Annotated in this window: 21 protein-coding genes; 9 read left to right on the top strand and 12 right to left on the bottom strand. The window is 52.7% G+C overall.

Features of this window, described 5'->3' with window-relative positions; genetic code table 11:
* The first annotated feature begins 60 nt into the window (after positions 1-60).
* Positions 61-1074 carry an RluA family pseudouridine synthase gene (locus QQM41_RS08510; RefSeq protein ID WP_339076858.1) on the top strand — a complete coding sequence of 338 codons (1014 nt, stop codon included), beginning with the start codon at positions 61-63 and terminating at the stop codon, positions 1072-1074.
* A gap of 249 nt (positions 1075-1323) precedes the next feature.
* Positions 1324-2283, top strand: coding sequence for an RNA polymerase sigma factor RpoH (gene rpoH / locus QQM41_RS08515; protein WP_019087846.1), 960 nt, complete (start codon positions 1324-1326; stop codon positions 2281-2283).
* A gap of 85 nt (positions 2284-2368) precedes the next feature.
* On the opposite strand, the gene recJ is transcribed toward rpoH, so the two are convergent.
* The 5 genes from recJ to QQM41_RS08540 form a co-directional block, all read right to left on the bottom strand.
* A complete protein-coding gene (gene recJ, locus QQM41_RS08520; protein WP_339076859.1) occupies positions 2369-4201 on the bottom strand; it encodes a single-stranded-DNA-specific exonuclease RecJ in 1833 nt (610 codons plus the stop codon).
* A gap of 16 nt (positions 4202-4217) precedes the next feature.
* A complete protein-coding gene (gene glpX, locus QQM41_RS08525) occupies positions 4218-5216 on the bottom strand; it encodes a class II fructose-bisphosphatase (RefSeq protein ID WP_087651774.1) in 999 nt (332 codons plus the stop codon).
* Positions 5217-5269: 53 nt separating this feature from the next.
* Entirely contained in the window at positions 5270-6583 is a 1314-nt protein-coding gene (locus QQM41_RS08530; protein ID WP_339076860.1) for a homoserine dehydrogenase, read from the bottom strand.
* Positions 6580-7812, bottom strand: coding sequence for an LL-diaminopimelate aminotransferase (locus tag QQM41_RS08535; protein WP_050820258.1), 1233 nt, complete (start codon positions 7810-7812; stop codon positions 6580-6582). Before QQM41_RS08535 ends, QQM41_RS08530 begins: the two co-directional genes overlap by 4 nt.
* A 136-nt stretch (positions 7813-7948) precedes the next feature.
* Complete coding sequence (locus QQM41_RS08540; protein ID WP_339076861.1) at positions 7949-9121, bottom strand: hypothetical protein; 1173 nt, start codon at positions 9119-9121, stop codon at positions 7949-7951.
* Between the two features lie 46 nt (positions 9122-9167).
* On the opposite strand from QQM41_RS08540, the gene QQM41_RS08545 reads away from it, so the two are divergent.
* Together QQM41_RS08545 and QQM41_RS08550 are read left to right on the top strand one after the other, a co-directional pair.
* Positions 9168-9848 (top strand): ATP-dependent Clp protease proteolytic subunit, encoded by a 681-nt coding sequence (locus QQM41_RS08545; protein ID WP_019087840.1) that lies wholly within the window; start codon positions 9168-9170, stop codon positions 9846-9848.
* A 138-nt stretch (positions 9849-9986) separates the two neighbouring features.
* Positions 9987-11000, top strand: a complete 1014-nt coding sequence (locus QQM41_RS08550; protein ID WP_050818446.1) for a hypothetical protein — start codon at positions 9987-9989, stop codon at positions 10998-11000.
* Positions 11001-11071: 71 nt separating this feature from the next.
* On the opposite strand, the gene pqqE is transcribed toward QQM41_RS08550, so the two are convergent.
* The 5 genes from pqqE to pqqA all read right to left on the bottom strand — a co-directional run bounded on the left by pqqE (position 11072) and on the right by pqqA (position 14278).
* Positions 11072-12166, bottom strand: a complete 1095-nt coding sequence (pqqE, locus tag QQM41_RS08555; RefSeq protein WP_339076862.1) for a pyrroloquinoline quinone biosynthesis protein PqqE — start codon at positions 12164-12166, stop codon at positions 11072-11074.
* Positions 12163-12438 carry a pyrroloquinoline quinone biosynthesis peptide chaperone PqqD gene (gene pqqD, locus QQM41_RS08560; protein ID WP_339076863.1) on the bottom strand — a complete coding sequence of 92 codons (276 nt, stop codon included), beginning with the start codon at positions 12436-12438 and terminating at the stop codon, positions 12163-12165. Before pqqD ends, pqqE begins: the two co-directional genes overlap by 4 nt.
* A gap of 21 nt (positions 12439-12459) precedes the next feature.
* Positions 12460-13200 (bottom strand): pyrroloquinoline-quinone synthase PqqC, encoded by a 741-nt coding sequence (gene pqqC / locus QQM41_RS08565; protein ID WP_339076864.1) that lies wholly within the window; start codon positions 13198-13200, stop codon positions 12460-12462.
* A complete protein-coding gene (pqqB, locus tag QQM41_RS08570) occupies positions 13197-14108 on the bottom strand; it encodes a pyrroloquinoline quinone biosynthesis protein PqqB (protein WP_339076865.1) in 912 nt (303 codons plus the stop codon). The genes pqqC and pqqB overlap by 4 nt, the downstream gene beginning before the upstream one ends.
* An 89-nt stretch (positions 14109-14197) precedes the next feature.
* Positions 14198-14278 (bottom strand): pyrroloquinoline quinone precursor peptide PqqA, encoded by an 81-nt coding sequence (pqqA, locus tag QQM41_RS08575; protein ID WP_014457297.1) that lies wholly within the window; start codon positions 14276-14278, stop codon positions 14198-14200.
* A gap of 342 nt (positions 14279-14620) precedes the next feature.
* Here pqqA and QQM41_RS08580 point away from each other — a divergent pair, with 342 nt between their 5' ends.
* The 4 genes from QQM41_RS08580 to QQM41_RS08595 all read left to right on the top strand — a co-directional run bounded on the left by QQM41_RS08580 (position 14621) and on the right by QQM41_RS08595 (position 19071).
* On the top strand, positions 14621-15946 hold the full coding sequence (locus tag QQM41_RS08580; protein WP_339076866.1) for a lipopolysaccharide biosynthesis protein: 1326 nt from the start codon (positions 14621-14623) through the stop codon (positions 15944-15946).
* A complete protein-coding gene (locus tag QQM41_RS08585; RefSeq protein ID WP_339076867.1) occupies positions 15939-16976 on the top strand; it encodes an ELM1/GtrOC1 family putative glycosyltransferase in 1038 nt (345 codons plus the stop codon). The genes QQM41_RS08580 and QQM41_RS08585 overlap by 8 nt, the downstream gene beginning before the upstream one ends.
* Positions 16977-16991: 15 nt before the next feature.
* A complete protein-coding gene (locus tag QQM41_RS08590) occupies positions 16992-18137 on the top strand; it encodes a glycosyltransferase (RefSeq protein WP_339076868.1) in 1146 nt (381 codons plus the stop codon).
* A gap of 127 nt (positions 18138-18264) precedes the next feature.
* Entirely contained in the window at positions 18265-19071 is an 807-nt protein-coding gene (locus QQM41_RS08595) for an alpha/beta hydrolase (RefSeq protein WP_339076869.1), read from the top strand.
* A gap of 80 nt (positions 19072-19151) precedes the next feature.
* Here QQM41_RS08595 and QQM41_RS08600 read toward each other — a convergent pair whose 3' ends face one another.
* Complete coding sequence (locus tag QQM41_RS08600) at positions 19152-19937, bottom strand: exodeoxyribonuclease III (RefSeq protein ID WP_339076870.1); 786 nt, start codon at positions 19935-19937, stop codon at positions 19152-19154.
* The gene (locus QQM41_RS08605; protein WP_128105873.1) at positions 19934-20302 is read right to left on the bottom strand and encodes an iron-sulfur cluster assembly accessory protein; all 369 of its coding nucleotides are present in this window, start codon (positions 20300-20302) and stop codon (positions 19934-19936) included. Before QQM41_RS08605 ends, QQM41_RS08600 begins: the two co-directional genes overlap by 4 nt.
* A 123-nt stretch (positions 20303-20425) precedes the next feature.
* Between QQM41_RS08605 and QQM41_RS08610 the strand changes: the two genes are divergently transcribed.
* On the top strand, positions 20426-21646 hold the full coding sequence (locus tag QQM41_RS08610; RefSeq protein WP_080986701.1) for a deoxyguanosinetriphosphate triphosphohydrolase: 1221 nt from the start codon (positions 20426-20428) through the stop codon (positions 21644-21646).
* Positions 21647-21673: the final 27 nt, after the last annotated feature.

A 21673-nucleotide genomic window follows, 5' to 3' on the forward strand; every position in this document is an offset into this window, starting at 1 on the left:
TGTGCGTTTTCATCTTTTCCTTCTGCATGAAACTTGAAAAACGGGTGGGTGTTGGCACAGATGGTTATAATGCAAAATGGTTATGATCCATCTTTGCCTGTAAAGGAAACATCCATCTCCTTTACAGTAACGCCAGAGCAGGCAGGAGAACGGATTGACCGCTTTCTGGCTGCCACAATGGAAACGCTTTCACGCTCACGCATCAAAAGCCTGATTGAAGAAGGGCATTTGGCATGTGATGGCGTATGTATAAGGGAACCCGCAGCCATAGCCCGTGCTGGTATGGAAGTGGTGCTTACCATTCCGCCCGCTGCTCCCGCAGTGCCGCAGGGTGAGGATATTGCTTTCACTGTTTTGTATGAAGATGATGATCTGATTGTGCTGGATAAACCGGCCGGTCTGGTTGTGCACCCCGCGCCGGGGAATGAAACAGGCACCCTTGTAAATGGTCTGATTGCGCATTGTGGGGAAAGTCTGAAAGGCATTGGTGGGGAACGCCGCCCCGGTATCGTGCATCGGCTCGATAAAGATACTTCTGGCGTAATGGTCGCTGCCAAAACAGAAATGGCGCATCAGGCCTTGTCAGAAGATTTTGCGGCACGCCGGATAGACCGTGCCTATCTAGCTTTTTGCTGGGGGCTACCCAATCCGCCAGAAGGAGATTTTGAAGGCGCTATCGGGCGCGATAAGCGCGACCGCAAGCGTATGGCGCTCACGCCCAAAGGTGGGAAATGGGCGCTAACGCATTACCGCACGTTGCAGGCTTTTGGCACAGGGGCGGCCCTTGTGGCTTGCAAGCTGGCAACAGGACGCACTCACCAGATTCGTGTGCATTTTTCTGCGAATGGGCACCCTTTGATAGGTGACCCACTGTATTTGCGTCGGATTCCCGCAGCTTCTCGTGTTCTGCCATCTGCAGCCCGTGCGGCTGCGCTGGATTTCCCGCGTCAGGCCCTACATGCAGCGCGGCTGGGTTTTACACACCCCAGAACGGGTGAAAAACTACTGTTCGAAACCCCTATGCCTGAAGATATGCAGGTGTTGGAACGCAGCCTCAAGGCAGATCAGGAATAGGTTTTTCGATTCGGAAACAGTAAACAGGACCGTACAGGTCCAGAAATCTGGCTGTCTTCTGCCATGCATCTTAGAATTCTTGACACATGTGCTTTTTCCAGCGCACCCTGTTGCACCCACTAGGCCTTGGAAACCGTAGCCGAACTGGTGGGAGAGCCTCTTTTCAGTTTGTCGCTCATACGGAGGGCAGAGGGATTGAGGATTAAGACATCTGTCCATCGCATGACTGGATCTTGCCTCTTTTTATGAATGTTTTGCGGGCGTTACGGGAACCTAAAGCATTCAAGGGAGTTTCCAGTTCAGGGGAGTAGTCAACACATGGTATCTTCCGTTATCAATGTTGGGCCTGAAAACAATCTTTCAAGGTACCTTCAGGAAATCCGCAAATATCCTCTCCTTACACCAGAAGAGGAACTCAGCCTTTCACGCCTGTGGCGCGATAAGGGAGATGTTAAAGCAGCGCATCAGCTCGTTACCTCCCATCTGCGTCTGGTTGCAAAAATTGCCATGGGTTACCGTGGTTATGGCCTGCCGATTAATGAACTGATCAGCGAAGGCAACATTGGCATGATGCAGGCCGTAAAGCGGTTTGACCCTGAAAAAGGGTTCCGCTTGGCCACATATGCCATGTGGTGGATTCGTGCAGCTATTCAGGAATACATTCTGCATAGCTGGTCTTTGGTGAAAATGGGCACAACTGCGGCTCAGAAAAAGCTGTTCTTCAATCTGCGCCGCCTGAAAGGGCAGATGCAGGCCATTGATGATGGTGATCTGAAACCAGAGCAGGTGAACAAGATTGCCACAACACTGGGTGTATCTGAACAGGATGTGGTGGATATGAACCGCCGCATGGCTGCGCCAGATCATAGTCTGAATGCGCCCATGCGGGCCGATCAGGATAGTGAATGGCAAGACCGACTGGTTGATGATCATACCAATCAGGAAGACGTTTACGCTGAGAATGAGGAGCTTTCAGGCCGGAAAGCACTGCTTTCTTCCGCCATGGAAAACCTTAATGAGCGCGAACGCCGGATTTTCACGGAACGCCGGTTGAAGGATGATCCTTCCACCTTGGAAGAATTAGCGCACGAATATGGTATCTCGCGCGAGCGGGTGCGCCAGATTGAAGTGCGTGCCTTTGAAAAAGTGCAGGCGGCCATGAAAAAGGAAGTTCAGGCCCGGCGCGAAGAAACGGCCCAGAATACGTAAGAGGGTTCAGGCGTTTCCTACTTGCAGATCATGCAGGCAGGGAGCGCCTATACGCTTTATTTGTTACGTAAGGGTAGGCTTGTTATCAGGCAGCTGCAGCATCCTGAATAAAGAATGTAGCGTCTGTTCTGCCATTCCAACTTTCTGCCCGCAGATACCCGGCAAGATGTAGGGCAGGGCGTGTTGTATCTTCCAGCTTGGCCGCTAAAGGGTTTTCATGCGCTCGGAACAGCAGCGCTTTCAACCGGCCATTATTTTCACCCTTTAGAAGCAGACGTAGTGTGTTGCCATCTCGGCCAATGCGGTCTGCCCGTATCACTGTTACACGTGGTATAGCTAACAGAGGTTCCGGGTTTCCGGCTCCAAATGGGGCAAGGGCTCCCATATCCTGCGCCAATTCTGCTGTGGCGCCAGAAATAGCTACCACCGCATCTACAGTAAGAGGCACTTTTTCTGGCAGCGTGGCTGCTTGCGCCAACCGAGTATCCAGAAAAGTATGAAATTCTTCTAGTTTGTCTGCGGTAAGCGAAAAACCTGCGGCCATGGCGTGGCCACCGCCGGTTTTCAGCATTCCTGCTTGGCGTGCCGCAATAATTACGGTGCCAAGATCTAAACCGGGAACAGAACGGCCAGAACCTTTAATGGTGCCATCTTCCTGTTCAGCCCCAACAAGGGCAGGTCGATTGAACCGCTCCTTAATACGCCCCGCTACAATACCGACAACACCGGGGTGCCAATCTTTTCCGGCCAGCAAAATAACAGCATGTCCCGCTTCTTTCTGGGCTTCTGCCTGTTGCATGGCGCGGTCCAGAATATCGGCCTCAACACCTTGTCTGCGGCGGTTTACGGCATCCAGACGTTCGGCCATCTGGCGTGCTTCAAAACTATCCGGGCAACGGAGCAGGCGCAGGCCTAAAGCTGCTTCTGCAATACGGCCACCGGCATTGATGCGCGGGCCCAATGCAAAGCCGCAGGAAAAAGCATCCGGGGCTTTGGTAACGCCAGCAATTTCCATAAGGGCATTCAGGCCAGTACGTTGGCGGCGGGCCATAATTTTTAGCCCTTGCGTTACAAAGGCGCGGTTAAGCCCATGCAGGGGCATAACATCACAAACCGTTGCCAAGGCAACCAGATCAAGCTGACGCATCAGATCGGGTGGGGGTTGGTCTGCTGTAAACCACTCTGCACGCCTTAGGTCTCGCGTGGTTGCAACCGCGGCAAGAAAGGCGAGGGCTGCCGCGCAAATATGATGCAAGCCAGAAGAACAGTCAGGCCGATTAGGGTTAACTGTTGCCAGAATTGGGGGAAGGGCATCTTCCGATTTGTGGTGGTCCAGCACAATCACATCAGCTTTGTCTGTCACTTGAGACAGAATATCAGCAGAAGCGGTGCCGCAATCCACGCAAATCAGTATGGAAGCGCCTTGCGCCACTAAGTTATCCAGCGCGGCTACGTTAGGACCATATCCTTCGGTCATTCTATCCGGGATATGGGTATGGACAGTGCAGCCGAGTTCTTCAAAAAATGAGGCGAGAATGGCGGAAGCGCAGGCACCATCCACGTCATAATCACCAAAAATACCAATTACTTCACGGTTCTGGACAGCTTTTGCCATGCGGTTGGCAGCTTTATCCATATCCGTGAGACTGGAAGGATCAGGCATAAGTGCCCGTAACTTAGGCTCCAGAAAATGAGGGGCCTGATCTGGTGTGATCTGACGCATGGCCAACAGACGGCCAACAATTTCTGGAATGCCCAGTTGTTGTGCCAAAGCAGCACCCAGACGCATCAGAGCAGGGTCTTCCGCTCCGGCACGCCAAACCCAACGCCGCCCAATAAAGCTGGCTTCCACCCCCAATACAGCAGGAGTGGAAGTTTCTTCAGTGGGTTCAGAAAGTTGCAAGGTGCTGCTTTGCATCAAAATTCAGAGCTGCTTATTGCGGAGCCCATGTTTTGGTTTTGAAGTTATGGTGGCCTTCAATAAAGCGCACCGTGCCAGATTTGGAACGCATGACCAGAGAATGCGTAATAGCCTGATGCGGTAGCTGCCGAACGCCACGCAGCAGTGTGCCAGTGGTAACACCGGTGGCAGAAAACAGCACAGATCCAGCAGCCAGATCATGCAGCCCCAGTTTACGGTCTGGGTCTTTTCCGGGGTTCATTTTGCGGGCACGTTCGCGCTGCCCATCATCTTCAAACAGCAGGCGACCCTGCATCTGCCCTTCTACGCAGCGGATGGCAGCAGCAGTCAGCACACCTTCAGGTGCACCACCAGAACCTACGTAGATATCAACCTGGCTGGTATCAAGACAGGCAGCAATGCCGCCAGCCACATCGCCATCTGTCAGCAGGCGCACCCGCGCACCCGCAGCGCGGGCGCGGGTGATCATTTCTTCATGCCGTTCACGGTCTAGCGTGCAGAGCAGAAGATCCTGAACGCTCTTGCCTTTGGCTTTAGCCAGATTTTTCAGGTTGGTTTCAATGGAGTTATCCAGATCAACAACACCATCGGGCAGATTGGGGCCGACCACAATCTTGTCCATATAAATGTCTGGCGCATGCAGGAAGTTGCCACGCTCAGCCAAAGCCACCACGGTAATGGCGTTTGGCATATCTTTGGCGCAAAGGTTAGTGCCTTCCAGCGGGTCCACGGCAATATCCATGCCGGGGCCGCCAGAGCCAACTTTCTCACCAATATAAAGCATGGGGGCTTCATCCATTTCCCCCTCACCAATTACCACCATGCCATCAATGGCGACGGTATCAAATGCCGTGCGCATAGCTTCTACAGCTGCGCCATCAGCATCGTTCTTGCGTCCGCGGCCCGTCCATCGGGCAGAAGCCAGAGCAGCGGCTTCCGTTACACGCACCAGTTCAAGCGCGAGATTGCGGTCAGAAACAACAAAAGGAGAGGGGCCTATGGAATCAGACATCAGAAACAGGATCCTTGCTTAAAAGTCTATGATACCGGAAAAGGTGGCTAGAATCAGGCTGTTTCGATCCGAATCATCACAGGGCTGTCCGTCACCACGCTCAAGGCATCTATTTTGGTGATAGCTTCCTGCATGGCGGATTCTGATGTCTGATGCGTAACCAGAACAAGCGGAACGTACGGAGTTGTTTCATTTTCCGCAGGATGCTGGAGCATGCTGCGCAAGGAAACACCGCAATCGCGCAAGACTGCTGTAATATCTGCAATAACGCCGGGGCGGTCTTCTACCATCAAGCGCAGATAGAAAGCACCGGCGCCAGTGCCAGCCGGGCAAGCGCGCAACGCCGGTTCTGAACTGGCTTGCACACCCCAGACCGGAATGGTGTGGCCACGAGCAATATCAACCAGATCCGCTGTTACAGCACAGGCCGTTGGGCCAGCACCGGCACCGCGGCCTTCCAGCATGATACGGCCCACAAATTCGCCTTCAGCCACAACGGCGTTAAACACACCATCCACCTGCGCAATAGGTGCGTTGTGGGGTAGCAGGCAAGGGGCAACACGTGCTTGAAGTCCGGCATCTGTCAGGCGGGCAAGGCCCAGAAGTTTGATGCGATAGCCAAGGGTGCGCGCAAAAGCGAAGTCAATGGCGCCAATCTGGCGGATGCCTTCTACCTGCACGGAATCAAAGGCTACAGGGCGGCCAAAAGCCAAGCCAGCCAGAATTGTCAGCTTATGTGCGGCATCAATGCCATCAATATCGGTGGAAGGATCAGCTTCTGCATATCCGAGATCCTGCGCATCTTTCAGCACCAGATCGAAATCCTTACCCGTTTCACGCATTACCGTAAGGATATAGTTGCATGTGCCGTTCAGAATGCCGCCAACATGCAGCAGTTTGTCTGCAGCCAGACCTTCCCGCACTGTTTTAATGGCAGGAATGCCACCAGCTACGGCTGCTTCAAACAGCAGAGGTGCGTTGTTGTCTGCACTAAGCTGGGCAAGGGCGGAGCCATGCACAGCAAGAAGCGCTTTGTTGGCGGTTACAACGGGTTTGCCTGCAGATAGCGCTTTTTCTACCAGCGCACGGGCCGGACCTTCGCTTCCGCCAATCAATTCTACAACAACATCCACATCGGGGTCAGAAACCAGATCCAGCGGGTTTTCATGCCAACGCAGAGTGGAAACATCTATACCGCGGTCGCGCGTGCGGTCTCGGGCGCTTACGGCTACCACTTCCAGTTTGCGGCCTGCGCGTGCACTTAGCAGATCTGCATTCATACGCAGCAGGCGAATAACGCCAGCACCAACCGTGCCCAGACCGGCAATACCAAGACGAAGAGGAGAGGAATTGGAACAGGATGTCACGGTGCAACAGGCTCCGGCTTTTTAGGAGAGGAAGAGGAAGACGGCGAGATACCATGCGCAGATAGAAACCCACGAATGGAACGCAGGGCCTGACGCAGGCGCTGGGTATTTTCAACCAGCCCGATGCGAACATGGTCATCACCATATTCGCCAAAGCCAAGGCCGGGGGCTACAGCCACGCCAGCTTCTTCAAGAAGAAGTTTGGAAAAGGCAACACTGCCCATTTCACGGAATGGTTCAGGAATAGGTGCCCAAGCAAACATGGAACCTTCTGGGGAAGGAACATCCCACCCTGCCGCATGCAGGCCGCGGATCAGCACATCGCGCCGATCTTTATAAAGAGCGCGCAAATCAGCCACACAATCCTGCGGGCCATTAAGGGCCGTTACAGCAGCCACCTGAATAGGCGTGAAGGCGCCGTAGTCCAGATAAGATTTAATGCGGGTAAGGGCGGCAATCAGGCGTTCATTGCCTGCGGCAAAGCCAACGCGCCACCCTGCCATGGAATAGGTTTTGGAAAGAGATGTGAATTCTACAGCGATATCTTTCGCACCCGGCACAGCCAGAATGGAAGGTGGCACAAGATCGCCAAAGTAGATTTCAGCATATGCCAGATCAGATAGAATCCAGATTTCTTCCTTCCGGCAGAAGGCAACCAGTTCTTTATAAAAATCCAGATCAGCCAGATATGCAGTTGGATTGGATGGGAAGTTTACAATCAATGCCGTGGGTTTGGGCACAGAATGGCGCACAGCCCGTTCCAACGCACGCAGCATGTTCTCATCAGGCGTGGCCGGAATGGAGCGGATGGAAGCTCCGGCGATAATAAAGCCAAACTGGTGAATGGGGTAGGAAGGATTGGGCACCAGAATGGTGTCCCCCGGGCTGGTGATGGCAGAGGCCAGATTGGCCAGCCCTTCCTTGGAACCCAGTGTGACAATCACTTCCTTGTCCGGGTCTAACCCCACATGGAAGCGGCGTTCATAATACCCGGCAACAGCCTTGCGCAGCCCCGGAATGCCGCGGCTGACGGAATAACGGTGGGTGCGTGGGTCCTGCACCGTTTCCAGCAGTTTGTTGACAATATGCTGCGGGGTGGGAGTGTCCGGGTTGCCCATGCCGAGGTCAATAATATCCTCGCCCCGCGCGCGGGCTGCTGCCTTGGCCTGGTTTACCGAGGCAAATACATAAGGCGGCAGGCGGCGGATACGATGGAACTCTTCGGTCATGGGCTTTTGATGCTCTAAAGAACCGGGGGTAAGGAACCCCCGCAGGTTTGTGGGAAGAAGCATAGTAATCGTCAGAACAGAACAGGCAACTCCTCACTCTGCCTAAAATGTGGGAATGGCGTTTTTTCGGTAGGTTTTAGGGGCTGGTAGCCACTTTGGCACCTGTGCCAAAGGCATCACCGCGCACATGAATGCTGGCGGAAGGCACACCAAGCTTTGCCAGTTCCGTTGCCAGACGTTGCGCCCGCAAAAGCCCCAGTTTTACGGCATCAGATTGATCCTGCGCGCTAAGGGATAAGGCATTGCCAAACCCACGAATAAAGAATGGCCCATTGGGGTGATCAGCTTTGAGCTTGCTGAGAATATTTTCCTGCCCACTGGAAAGCACATCGGACTGCGGCACAAAATGGAACGAAGTGCCTTTTACATCAACCAGATCATAGTTTGGTTTGATGGTATCCGGCACGTGCGCATCAGAGGGTACATCAAAACCCGGGAATGATGGTGCTGTGGGGGGCGCATCGGGAATCTGCGGGATGTCAGAAGCTGGTATTTCTGTTTGTGCGGCTTTTGGGCGCACTTCTGGCATACCAACTTCAGGCTCGGTTTCTGCGGTTTCGTCTTGCTTCTTACTGGTATGGCTATCTTTGGAAGACGCTTTGCCGGTTTGGGAGGCGGAGCTTTGTGAGCTTTGGTCTGGCGAGGAATCTGCAGCATCCATAATGGCGCCACTTACACCTTCTGGCAGGCTGGCTTGTTGAGCAGCATCCTGTGCAGTGCCATTTGGCTGAGTGGATGAGCCAGCTGCGGGTGTAGCACTTTTTGCAGGAGGCTGCGCCGCGGCAGAAGGTGGGGGCGGAATATCGGGAATAAGGCTGCCATTGGCGGCCACTGTCCGATACGCCAGATTGCGCTCACGAATAAGTTCCTGGGTTACAAGCGCACGGTCTTGGGGCGAGGGCATTTCTGGCGCTTGTGTAGGCGTAAGGCCAACATGCGGGTAGGGATCATAAATACCTGGCGGCGGTGGGCGTTGGGAGGCAATAACCCCACCGCGCATATGCTGCATCCATGATAGCGTTCCATCAATTGCATCTTTATGGGGGCTGCAGCCGCCAAGCAGCAGCGCTCCAGAGGCCATGAGCATTCCAAGCCGTACAGCAGGTTTTAAACCTATGGCGCTGCGGAGTGTCCGCTTGTGTTCTAAGCAGGGTTGCGGCATGGCAGCGCGGATACTCCGACTAATGGAAACCAGACAGTAAGACGGAGCGCACCTTACCCTTTTCCGCCCCGGCTGGCGAGACAGCACATGATTGCCCCTTGGCAGGCAGGCTTAGGCAGCGCAGGATAAGGGAATGTACACAGATACAGAACATGCGGAGAAAGCAATGACGGGCATTTTCCCCCGTAACGCCATCAAGATGGATGACGAACCGGAAACTCCGGCAACCCCGGAGAAGGCAGAAGAAAAAACAGCCGGCGCCCCGCATGGCGAACTGGAACACAAGTTGTTCAAGCAGCGGAAAGTGCTGATTTTTGGCGGGATTGATGACAAAATCGCCCGTGATGTAACGGGCCGCCTTTTGGCGCTGGCTGGTGAATCTGATCAGCCGATTGATGTTTACGTTAACTCTCCCGGTGGGCATGTGGAAAGTGGTGACACAATCCATGACATGATCCGCTTTGTCGATTCGATTGCGCCAATCAACATGATCGGAACAGGCTGGGTGGCATCTGCGGGTGCGCTGATTTTTGCCGCCGGGCACAAAGATCGCCGATTCTGTCTGCCGAATACGCGCTTTTTGCTGCATCAGCCGATGGGTGGCGTACGTGGCCCTGCAACGGATATCGACATTGAAGCGCGTGAAATTATCAAGATGCGTGAACGGCTGAACCGGATTTTCGCCAAGGAAACCGGCCATAGCTATGAAAAAGTCGCAAAAGATACGGACCGCAATTACTGGATGTCCGCCAAGGAAGCGATTGATTACGGCTTAGTGACCAAGATCATTTCAAAGCTGTCTGATCTGCACTAATACACATCGCGCCTGCTTCGCATTCCTATCTTTGGGCTGTGCGAGGCAGGCGCGTTTGCGTTACTGGATCTGCCAGAATGTCTGCCCAAACGGTTGGGTGTCGTATCAGGCGAGATCCCTAGAAAACAGGTTCCTCACATGGGTTCTCTGAGCGATATCTATTCTCATCTGCCTGAAAGCATGGATGATCTGCCCCCGCCGCCCAATGAGGCAGCTGTGGAAGAAGCTGATTATCGTGCCCGCCATTGGGTAAGCCCTCTAAAGGGGCCGCTTAAGCCGGGGTCTGAGGCGCATAAACACGCCTTGGCGCAAATGTTCCGTGAAACGTTTAATCCTTACAGGCCATCTGTCATCAACTGGCCTAAGCTGGATCCAGAAACGCTCAAGCGCGTAACTTCCTTGCCTATCTGGGATATCGCTGTGCAGACAGAGGGCAAGGCCCGCCTGCGCATGGCAGCTTATGCCAATCTGGTGACAGACCCGGATATGAAGGATGCCATCTCCCGCAATGCGTGGGAGGAAAACCGGCATAAGGAAGTGCTGTCCAAAATGGTGGCAGCCTATGACATCCCTATGGCACCGGAACCGCCCTACATTGAGCCCAAGGATGTTGAATGGGCGTATCTGGTGACGGGTTTTTCCGAATGTGCGGACAGCTTTTTTGCTTTTGGCATGTTTGAACTGGCCAAGCGTTCTGGCTATTTCCCACCTGAACTAACAGATACATTTGAGCCCATTATGCAGGAGGAATGCCGCCATATCCTGCTGTTTGCCAACTGGTTGGCATGGAACCGGGCTGTTATGCCGTGGTGGCGGCGGCCTTACTTTGAGCTGAAGGTTCTGGCTGTTTGGGCTTTCCTCGGTTACGAGCGCTTGTCTTTGGTGCGCACGGTGGATGATGAAGGCCATGTGCATACGCAGGATAACAACTTTACGGTAACTGGCACCAAGGAAGTAACTAACATTCAGATCAATCTGCCTGATTTCATGCAGCTTTGTCTGGATGAGGATGATCGTCGGTTCTCTGGCTATGATCCCCGTTTACTACGCCCCACAACCACGCCAGCCATTGCACGAGTTATTCGTGACGTTGGGCGGTGCTGGGAATTTGCAAGTGGTGTTTTCAAGGCAAATCGTAAAACAGCAGCGTAATCTGCTTTGAAGTTATCCCAACCAGCGAGATTATTTTATCTGGGCTGGTTGGGTGATTTTTTTTACCCGCCTTACACTTTGGCGTTGCCATAGCGCCTGTAATGGAAAGCCGGTGGGGCTTCTGGCCGCTCAGTTATGGCTTGGGTAATAAGGTCATGATCCGGGGCACGGTGGCATACTGGGTCAGTTGCCGTAGCATCTCCAGCTAGTGCCAAGGCTTGGCAACGGCATCCGCCCCAATCGTCTTCCTTGAATGCACAGGACTGGCATGGTTCGGGCATCCAATCTGTGCCACGGAATAAGCGGAACAGGGGCGCATTTTCCCAAATATGAGCGAGAGATTCTTCTGTAACAGAAGGTATCTGAACGCCCGGAATACTTTCTGCCGCATGGCATGGCAGCACTTTGCCTGCGGGGGAAACGTTTAGAAAGCGCTGGCCCCACCCGCCCATGCAGGGTTTGGGCCTGTCTGCATAATAATCTGGTGTTACAAAATCTATGCTCATGCGGCCCGCAAGGCGGGTGCGTGCTTCTGCAACTACCTTTTCTGTTTCTTCTACCTGAGCGTGGCTGGGTAATAACGCATTACGGTTGAGCAGCCCCCAGCCGTAATACTGCGTATGCGCAATTTCTACGCGTCTGGCCCCAAGTTGTTCCGCCAAGGCCAGCATGGCAGGCACACGTTCGCAGTTTTGCCGATGGATTACAAAGTTAAGGGTAAGTGGTAGGCCTTCGGCTTTAATAAGCTGTGCGGCTTCAAGCTTTTTGGCGTGAGCCCCTTTCATATGGGCAATACGGTCTGCGCTTTCAGCTTCGGCGTCCTGAAAGGAAAGCTGGATATGGTCTAACCCGGCATCAGCCAGTTCTTGCAGGTTTTGGGCGTTGAGCAGCACACCGGAGGTGATCAGATTGCTGTATAATCCTGCTTTAGCTGCGTAAGCTACAAGTTCGGGCAGATCTGGCCGCGCCATAGGCTCGCCTCCAGAAAAGTGAACCTGCAATACGCCCATTGCAGCAGCTTCATCCAGCACACGTTTCCAGTCCTGAGTGCCAAGTTCCTGTGTGCGTGGTTCCAGTTGCAAGGGGTTGGAGCAGTACGGACATTGCAGAGGGCAGCGGTGCGTGAGCTCTGCAAGCAAGCTCATGGGAGGCGGCGGCGCACTCATATGACTTGCAAAACCTGTTTGGTAGCCAGATCCTGTAGAAGGGTCAGCACATCCCGAGCAATAATCTCCCGTGGGGCTGAAAATTTCTGGCAAAGCAGATCTAGTATATCCCCCACATTGCGGGTGCCATCTATAAGTTGCAGCACTGCAACTGCGATAGGGTCTGCATGAAAGGCGCGTTCAGGCGCTTGAATGAACCATACATCCCGCACGCGGTCATGTTGTAAGCGTGTGCCCCGCGCAAAGCGGAGGATACTGTTTTCAGAAATCATTGGAAGCATCAGCTACTTGGTTCATACCGCAGCTTCTGGGCGGAAAGCACCCGGTGGAATGCGGGCGGGTGTGACATAAGCGTAATCCAACGCATCCAGCATGGACCACAACACCCCACATTTAAACTTCAGCGCATTGAGCACGCTTTGCTGTTGCTCAACCGTGCGGGCATGCTCCTTCACATAAGCAAGCGCAAAAGCGGAATCCTGCGGGGCCTGTGTGAGGCGTGGCTTAAAGTAAGCCAGTGTTTCTTCGGTAATGAAGGCATAGTTCTGCAACATGCCCGAAACACGTTCGCTGATAATGGTGGGGGAAAACAGTTCTGTCAGGGAAGAGGCAATGGCTTCCAGCACAGACCGTTCACGCACAAAATGCACATAGGCTTCTACAGCAAAGCGCGTGCCGGGCAGCAATCCTTCGAGTGACTCTACATAGGCACGGTCCAGCCCAAGCCCATCTGTTAGTTTCAGCCAGCGGGCTACACCACCAGAACCAGGTTCTGTGCCATCATGGTCTTCCAGCCGTCGCCGCCATTCACGCCGCAGTTCAGCGGTGGGAAGGCGCGCAAGAAGAGAGGCATCTTTAGCGGGAATGCTGGCCTGATAGTAATATCTGTTCAGCGCCCATGCCTGAACCTGCCCTTTATTCAGTTTGCCGTCATGCAGCGCACGATGGAAAGGGTGCAGGTTATGGTAGCGTTCTGCGCCTATGGCACGCAGAGCTTTTTCCAGTTCATCAGGGGTGAGCTGTTGGTTGGTCATAGCGAGACTTTCATTCCATCAAATGCAACATCCCATCCGGCTTGCTCTACGGCACGGCGTTCTGGTGAATCGGCCAGCAGAATAGGGTTGGAATTGTTGATGTGGATGAGAATTTTACGTTTCACATGCAAGGGGCGGAAGGCAGCAATGGTGCCATCAGGTTCATCCGCAATGGACATGTGGCCCATGCGGTGGCCGGTTTTGCTGCCCAGTCCGGCACGGATCATTTCATCATCCGTCCACAACGTGCCGTCAAAGAACACAACATCTGCGCCGTTTATGTGGTTGCGTAGGGTATCCGTCATCATCGCGCATCCGGGGATAAACAGGGCGCGGGCGTGGCCATCCGTTATTTCCAGCCCGATATTTTCCCCATTGCTCATGATTTCAGCGGGGTTCTCGGCCTTTTCTGCGTAAAGGGGCACTTTGCCCGGCACAATAAAAGGCGTGATGCTAAACCCGGCAGGCGCTAAAGGAATAGGGTGTTCTGGCTGCATGGCATGGCGCGGCACAAGTGTGCGGTCCAACGCATTAAAAATAGGGTTTGCGTTGAGCTGGTCGAGTACTGGTTGTGTGGCATACAGATCAAATTGCTGCCGTTCCCGCAGGGTTAGCAGGCCCGTAATGGCATCAATTTCCCCACTTGTGAGCACAACGCCAGAAATGGGGGTGGAGCGTAGCCCCTCATGCGGGAACATATCCGGTGTCTGATTGATCTGGGTACGCAGATCGGGCGAGGCATTGAGCACATACCAGTGCTGGCCATCTCCGCTTACAGCAATGGAGGCTTGAGTGCGGGAAGGGGCTGCGGGGTCTCCCGCACGGGCGCGGCGGCAAGCAGGAGCGTTAGAATTCCATTGCGGAAAACCGCCACCTGCACCTGCACCAAGAACAACAATCTCAAGCATAACAACACATCTAAATAAAAAAGCCGCCAGTGCAAAACCGGCGTTCACACCGGTAATGGCTGGCGGCTAAGCTTGGGTATAACCCTGACTTATTTCTTCTGGCCGCAAACGTAGCTGTTGATTTCGGCGCCCAACGGAATTTCGGTTACTTTTGGTGCGGTCCAAGCCATGAGCCTGTCTCCTTGATTGAGTTGAAACAGGGCCGTTTCCTACAGGGTCTTGAGATAAAGATCCGCAGGAAAAAGCCGCTTTTGCGCCTTGCAGTGTGAGGAAAAATAGCTATCACGCAAGTGTTTTACCCTCCAAACAGGCGGGTAGAGGGCCTATTTTCACGCAACTGTGAATAAAAGAGGGGCTGTACACCGCAACCGCACAAAATCTGTGCAAGATTTGTCTTGGCGGGCGGAGTCTTCTAAAGCAGCCCACACAGGCAGGGCCCCAGCCCAGCGGGGAACTATGCCGGGGAGGAAACAGATGAGTGACCAGATACGCGGTTGGGGTAAGACACACGCATGATGAGTAGTCAGGTTAAGGCGCTGTTTGTCCGTGTCTTTCGCAATACCGGGTATATTCTGGGGGGGCGCGGGTTTTGCGCCGTTCTGTCCCTTATAACCACAGCTGTTTCTGCACGTGCGTTGGGTTTGCAGGATTACGGTGTTCTGCTGCTTATCAATTCCTTTGTTCTCTCCTGTTCGGCTGGGTTGCGGTTTCAGTCCTGGCAACCTTTGCTGCAATACGGCAGCAGTTTGTACCGTAATGGAGATAGGCATCCGTTCCAGATGCTCTTACGCCATTGCATGTTGCTGGATGGCATAGGGGCCGTGGCCGGTATGGGGCTTGCCCTGTTGCTGTGTGAATGGTTCGGAAATCTTTTGGGTTGGGGAGATGCCTCTTCTGCCACGCCGTTTTGGTACATGACTGTTATTTTGTTCATGAACACAGGCGGCGCCATGGGCGTGATGCGGCTTTTGGACCGGTACGAACTTTCTGTGCTGGCAGATAGTGGAAGCGGACTGATCCGTTTGGTTGGCAGCCTTGCCGGGCTGTTCTGGCATTGGTCTTTTACCAGCTTTTTGGTGATCTGGTATCTTTCAACAGCAGCATCATTCTTTATCAATTACGGAATGGGCGCGTATCTGCTTTTGCGCTCTGATAGTTTGCAAAACTTCCGTATATTCGGTGTGCCTTGGGTAAGCCCTATCAAGGGTATCTGGCGCTTTATTTTTTCTGTCAGCATCAATCAGGCGCTTGCGCGGCTTTCTTCACGCTTAACGGTTATGATTGTAGGTGCTGTTCTTGGGCCGCAAAGTGCTGCCATTTACAACGTGACATGGCAGATTTCTGATGGTCTGGCCCGCCCGGCCCAGATGATGACACCTGCCTTGTATCCAGAACTGGTGGCTCTGAAAGATAAGCGAGACTGGACCTCCATTCGGCAGGTCACGCACCGTATTCTGCAAGTGCTCGGCGTGTTCTCGGCGGCGGTGCTGGCTATTGTGTTTGTGCTGGGGCCTTGGTTGTTGCATGTGCTGCTGACTGTACCGTGGTCTGGCACCCGCACACTTTTGCTGTTGATGACATTAACTGCCATTCTGGATTTGTGGGATGTGCCGCTGGAGCCCTTGCTGGTTTCTCTCAACCGCGCCCATCAGATTTTGCTGGGCCGGTTGTTTACAATGTGTGTGACACTGCCCTTGCTGTATTTCCTAACTTCAGGATTGGGGATGACCGGGGCTGGGCTGGCAACGCTGATAGGTGAGTTGGTGATCTTCCTGACCCGTTTGGTGCCGTACATGTTGATGAGCCGAAAGCAGGATTTTGGAAGAGGTAATGGCTAAGGCAACTCCAGTTTCTGATACATCTGAGGTATGGATACTGGATACCCACCGCGTTGGGGAAATGGCGCAGTGCAAGGCCTTGGCAGATATGCTTGGGTTACCGTGCCGGATTATTTCGCTTCAGTCAGATTTCAGCCTGCCTGAGCAGATTCCTAACACCCAAAACCTTCGGTTGATTCTGTCTTTTGGTAACGCAGTGCAAGCCGCATTGGCATTGCGTGGGCGTTGTAAAAACACGCCCGCCATTGTGCAGTTGGGGCGTCCCAGCCACGTGCCTGCAGCCGAGTTGGATCTGATAATCATTCTGCCGCAGGATGATTATCCGGTAGCACCCAACGTATTACACTTAAGGTTTCCCTTAAACGGTGCGCATAAAAGCCAGACATTCATCCCGCAAATAGACCCCAATATGCGGCATGGTGGCACTGTTGTTTTATACGGGGCACCATCACGGCAGTTTTTTCTGGATAAGCAGGATACGTATAAACTGCTACGCTTCAGCCATGAACTTGCACGGGTGAATCAGGAACCTTTGCATGTGCTGACCAGCCCAAGAACGCCAGTTGAGGCTGAAGGATGGCTGGAAGATATTAGCAAAACTATTCCAATGCAGATGTATATATTCCGCAAAGGCGTTAACCCGTTCCAGAAGTTTTTGCACGAAGCCAACAGGTTTGTGGTAACCGGAGACAGTGCATCCATGTTGGCAGATACGTGCCGCACAGGTGTGCCTGTATGGCTGTTTCCATTACGGCCCAAACACAGCTTCATGACACGTTTGCAAGCCAGCGCAGATTGGCTGGGGCTGCAAAATATCCGCAACGGGCTCGTGCGGCGTGGTTGGCTGGGGAGCGGAACATGTTTTGGTAAGTGGCACGCCGCTTTGGCCAAGCAGAATTATATCCGTTTGGTAACGCCAGAGCTTTCCCCCCAGATGTTGAAGTGGCAGCCCAATGCATTGCGGCGGGATGATGATATGCAAAAATGTTATGCAAGTATCATGAAACTGCCTTTGTTTATTGCCAGATAAGCAGCAGCATTAGATATGCTGGGGGCGTGGCAGTGTTTGCCACGTTTATGGTTTCTGCCATTGGGAAGTTTGTTTCGGCTAACGACTTATAACGGCATTTCACAACGGGCAGACATGTGCATGCACGATAATCTTGAATGGAATGAGCAGACAGTTCTGCAAGGAACATGCGCAGCCATTGTTACGTATGGTAACCGCGTCCATTTTCTAAAACAGGTTTTAGAAGGTGTTTTTGGCGCAGGAGTTGGGCATGCCATTGTTGTAGATAATGGCACAGAAAAAAGTGTGGCGGCAGAAATTGCCAGCTTGCCAGAAATATTCGGAGCCAGTCAGCTTACCATTGTACGCTTACCAACCAACACAGGGTCTGCGGGTGGTTTTCATGCGGCTATTCAAGCTGCTGCAGCGCGTGAAAATACGCAGCATGTCTGGGTGTTGGATGATGATAACAGGCCTGAGCCTGCTTCTCTTACTGCGCTTGCCAAAGCATGGAACGGCATGGGGGCAGATACACAAATATGCCTCAGCAGCTTTAGGGAAGATAAAACAACATATAAAAAACTTTTCAAAACCTGTAAGTTTCACGGCATTACAAAAAACTCATTTTTTGGTTTTTCCATGCAGACTTTGCTGCGGAAACAGAAAGCAAAGATTTGGCAGAAAGACGGGCTGAAATGTTTGCAAATGCAGATGTCGGCTTATGGTGGGTTCTGGTTTCATAAAAGTTGGATTCAAAAAGTAGGACTGCCGGATACACGGCTTTTCCTTTATTTTGATGATTATGATTTTACATTACGAATTACTGCAAATGGCGGGCAAATTTGGGCGTGCCAGAACAGTGTGCTGAAAGATCTGGAACTATCATGGCAGGTTCATGATTCTGCATTACAGCATTGGCTGCGTGAAGAAGAAAACTTCTCTCGTACTTATTTTTCTATCCGCAATCGTGTTTATATTGAGAGAGGTTTTGTAAAAAATAAATATATTTATGATGCGAATATCATTTTATATTTTTTATCAAAGATTATTTTTAAAAATAGGCAGAGCGTTTACTATCATTTACAGCATCCACGTTTGGTATACAAAAGGTGGAAATTGATTCTACAGGCCATAAAAGCAGGCAAAGCTGCAGATTTTCAAACACCCCCTCCGAAGGTTTGAAAAAAGTTTTGTATATCTGGCATGATCCACACTGGATGGGTTGTTATAACAAAAATAGAACCTAAATTACTAAAGTGAAACGGGCAGAAAATGTGTCCCGTTACATTGTGATTTAAGGAGAAGATGCGTGTCTGATCGTAAGCATCTGCGTTGGCAAACTTTGCCAGCAACGCCAGCTCCCTTGGCTAATTTCAAGGGGCAGCATGCTCAGATCAATGGGTGTTCATTATATTATGCAGTAGGTGGCGTGGGGGAAAATACTGTCATCATGCTGCATGGTGGTATGGCAAATTCAGATTATTGGGGTTTGCAGGCGGCATTTCTGGCCCAAACGCATCGTGTCATTCTTGTTGATAGCAGGGGGCATGGGCGTAGCACGCTTGGTGATAAACCTCTTGGTTACCACCAGATGGCGCATGATGTTGCACGGTTAATGGAGCATCTGGAAATTTCCAAAGCCAGCATTGTTGGCTGGAGCGATGGTGGCGTGCAAAGCATTATTCTGGCAGCAACTTACCCAGATAAAATTGCACGTATTTTTGCATATGGCCCGCATATGTCCTTGGCCGGTTTGAACACGCAATGTGGTGATAACCCGGTGGTAGATGCATTCATGAAGCGGGCAGAGCAGGATTACAAACGTCTTTCCCCAACGCCTGACCAGTTCGGAACTTTTTATAAGGACGTTTGGAACCTTTGGCAGTGGCAGCGTGATGCACTGTTTACGGAAGATCAGATGGCTGCCATCCGTTGCCCAGCATGGATTGTGGATGGAGACAGGGACGAGATGATTAACCGCTCACACCTGAATTATCTTGCCGCACATATTCCCGATGCTTCTTTGATGCTGCTGCCAGATACAAGCCATTTTGCCTTTTTGCAGGCACCAGAATTGTTTAATGCGGCTTTAAAGGACTTCCTCTCTGTACAATAAAACAGAACAGAACCAAGATCTTTTTAGTCGCATATTGCAATCCCGGCGCAATGAAGAATTGCGCCGGGGTTTTTGTATTCTTAAACCTTTGTTTTTGCTGGATCTTTTAACGTTACAATAAATGGCACATGGTCAGATGGGCGCGGCATTGCGCGTTCATTTCTGTCTGGCTCAGCGCTTTGCAGACGTTCAGCAAGGCGGGGGGAAAGCAGCATATGGTCAATCCTCAGCCCGCAATCGCGTTCCCACGCGCGGGCCTGATAATCCCAGAATGTATAAGCTGCGCCTGTGGGGTGTAATGCCCGTAAAGCATCTGTTAGCCCCAACCATAGCAGGCGACGATACGCAGCCCGGCTTTGTGGGCGTACGAGCGCATCTTCTGGGCCAAGGGCTCCGGGGGCGCAATCTATGGGGGCAGGGCAGATATTGTAGTCACCCGCCAAAGCAAAATCTGTTTCTTCCGCCAGCAAAAGGCGTGCGCGTGCTGTGAGAGCGTTTAGGAACTCAAGCTTGGTGGCATAGCCCTGTTCTCCGCCCGAATTGCCGTTGGGCAGATAGAGATTGCCTAGCACCATGCCTTGGGTGCGCACTTCTACATACCGTGCAGCCGGGTCTGAAAAACCGGGAAGGTGGTCTGTTGTGACGCTAAAATCTCCGCGCACAAGGGTGGCAACGCCATTGTAGGATTTCTGCCCCACTACGGCGCAACCATAACCAGCATCCTCAAACGCAGCTTTGGGGAACTGATCCGTCTCGCACTTTATTTCCTGCATCATCAGCACGTCTGGCTGTTCGCGCTTCAGCCAATCCAGAACCAGATCCAGACGTTGCCGGACGGAGTTTACATTCCAGGTTGCGAGTTTCATGCCACAGAAAAGCTTGTGCCACAGCCGCAGGAAGACGCTGCATTGGGGTTGTTTACCGCAAAATGTGCGCCCATCAGCTTGTCTGCAAAATCAAGCTCTGCACCGGCCAGTAAATCCATGCTGGCTGGGTCTACTACCACCAGCGCACCGTTTCTTTCTATGCGCGTATCATCGGCAGCAATATCAGCCGCAGGAATAAGCGTGAAGAGATACTGAAAGCCGTTACATCCCCCGGCTTCTACAGATACCCGCATGGCAACCGGTGCAGGGTTTTCTGGGGTGGCAGTTGCCTGCTTTTTGTCAATCACGCTGGCAATGCGGTTTGCTGCAGATTCCGAAACGGAAAAGGGTGTTGGCTGTGTCATACTCTCTTAAATAGCTTGCGTGCCTTCTGGTTTGAAGGGGCAAGATAGCAAGAATAGTCAACTTTGGCGGAATATTCTAAACTCCTATAAGTTTCACTCGGATTAGATACCGGCAACGCGCTGGTGGACCGTGCTGCAAAGGAAACCGCAGGAGTGCCAGACACGACAGAATGCAGGGATCTGATGCCCTATGCCGTTCAACCGGGAGAAGGCCGGGCGCGCCGCCTTTATGATGAGCCGGAATCTCTGACACGTTCACCATGGCAGCGTGATCGGGATAGAGTCATCCATTCTTCAGGCTTTCGTCGCCTGCAATATAAAACGCAGGTGTTTGTGAACCATGAGGGAGATTTCTTTCGCACACGCCTGACACATTCCTTGGAAGTGGCTCAGGTGGCCCGTTCCATGGCCCGGTTTCTAAAGCTGGATGAAGATCTGACAGAAGCCGTCGCTCTGGCGCATGATCTGGGGCACACACCCTTTGGGCATGCGGGGGAAGATGCACTGGCAGCCCATATGCAGGAATGGGGCGGGTTTGACCACAACACGCAGGCTCTCCGTCAGGTGATGCTGAAGGAACGCCGCTATCTGGCGTTTGATGGGTTGAATCTGACATGGGAAACATTGGAAGGGCTGGCCAAGCATAACGGCCCGGTCAAACGTCCATCTGCACGGTTGTTGGAACTGGACGCGCTGTTCCCACTGGAACTTTCCACATACGCCTCAGCCGAGGCACAGGTGGCAGCCTTGGCAGATGATATTGCCTATCACGGGCATGATCTGGATGATGGTGTGAAGTCAGGCCTGCTCTCGCTGGATGATCTGGTGGATGTGCCAGTGGTAGGGGAAGAACTGTTTGAAGTGCGGAAGGCTGCGGCTGATCTGCCTTCTCAGGATAAGCGGACCTTACAGCGTATCCGGCATGAAATGGTGCGCCGCGTTATTCATAAGTTGGTGACGGATGTACTGATCTGCACGCGCGAACGTCTGCAGGATCTGGCGCCCCGGCATGTGGAAGATATACGGGCGGCTTCCGGTCCGGTTGTGGCGTTTCATGAACCCATGGCCCAAGCCAATAAAGGTATCCGCAAGTTTCTGTTTGCGCATCTGTATCGCCATTGGCGTGTAAACCGTATGACGCATAAAGCACGGCACGTTACGGCCGAGCTTTTTGATACGCTTACGGAGTCGCCATCTCTGTTGCCGGCTGAATGGCAGCGTGAGGCAGAGGGAAAAGATGCCACAGGGTTACGGCGTGTGGTGGCGGATTATGTGGCTTCCATGACAGATCGCTACGCCATGGAAGAACATAGACGGTTGACTGACCTGTCTGTTGCAGGCTGATAAACGCGCTTCCAGCGCTTTCTTACT

It is taken from the genome of Acetobacter sp. AC2005, from assembly GCF_037901235.1.
Classification (GTDB): Bacteria; Pseudomonadota; Alphaproteobacteria; order Acetobacterales; family Acetobacteraceae; genus Acetobacter; species Acetobacter oryzoeni.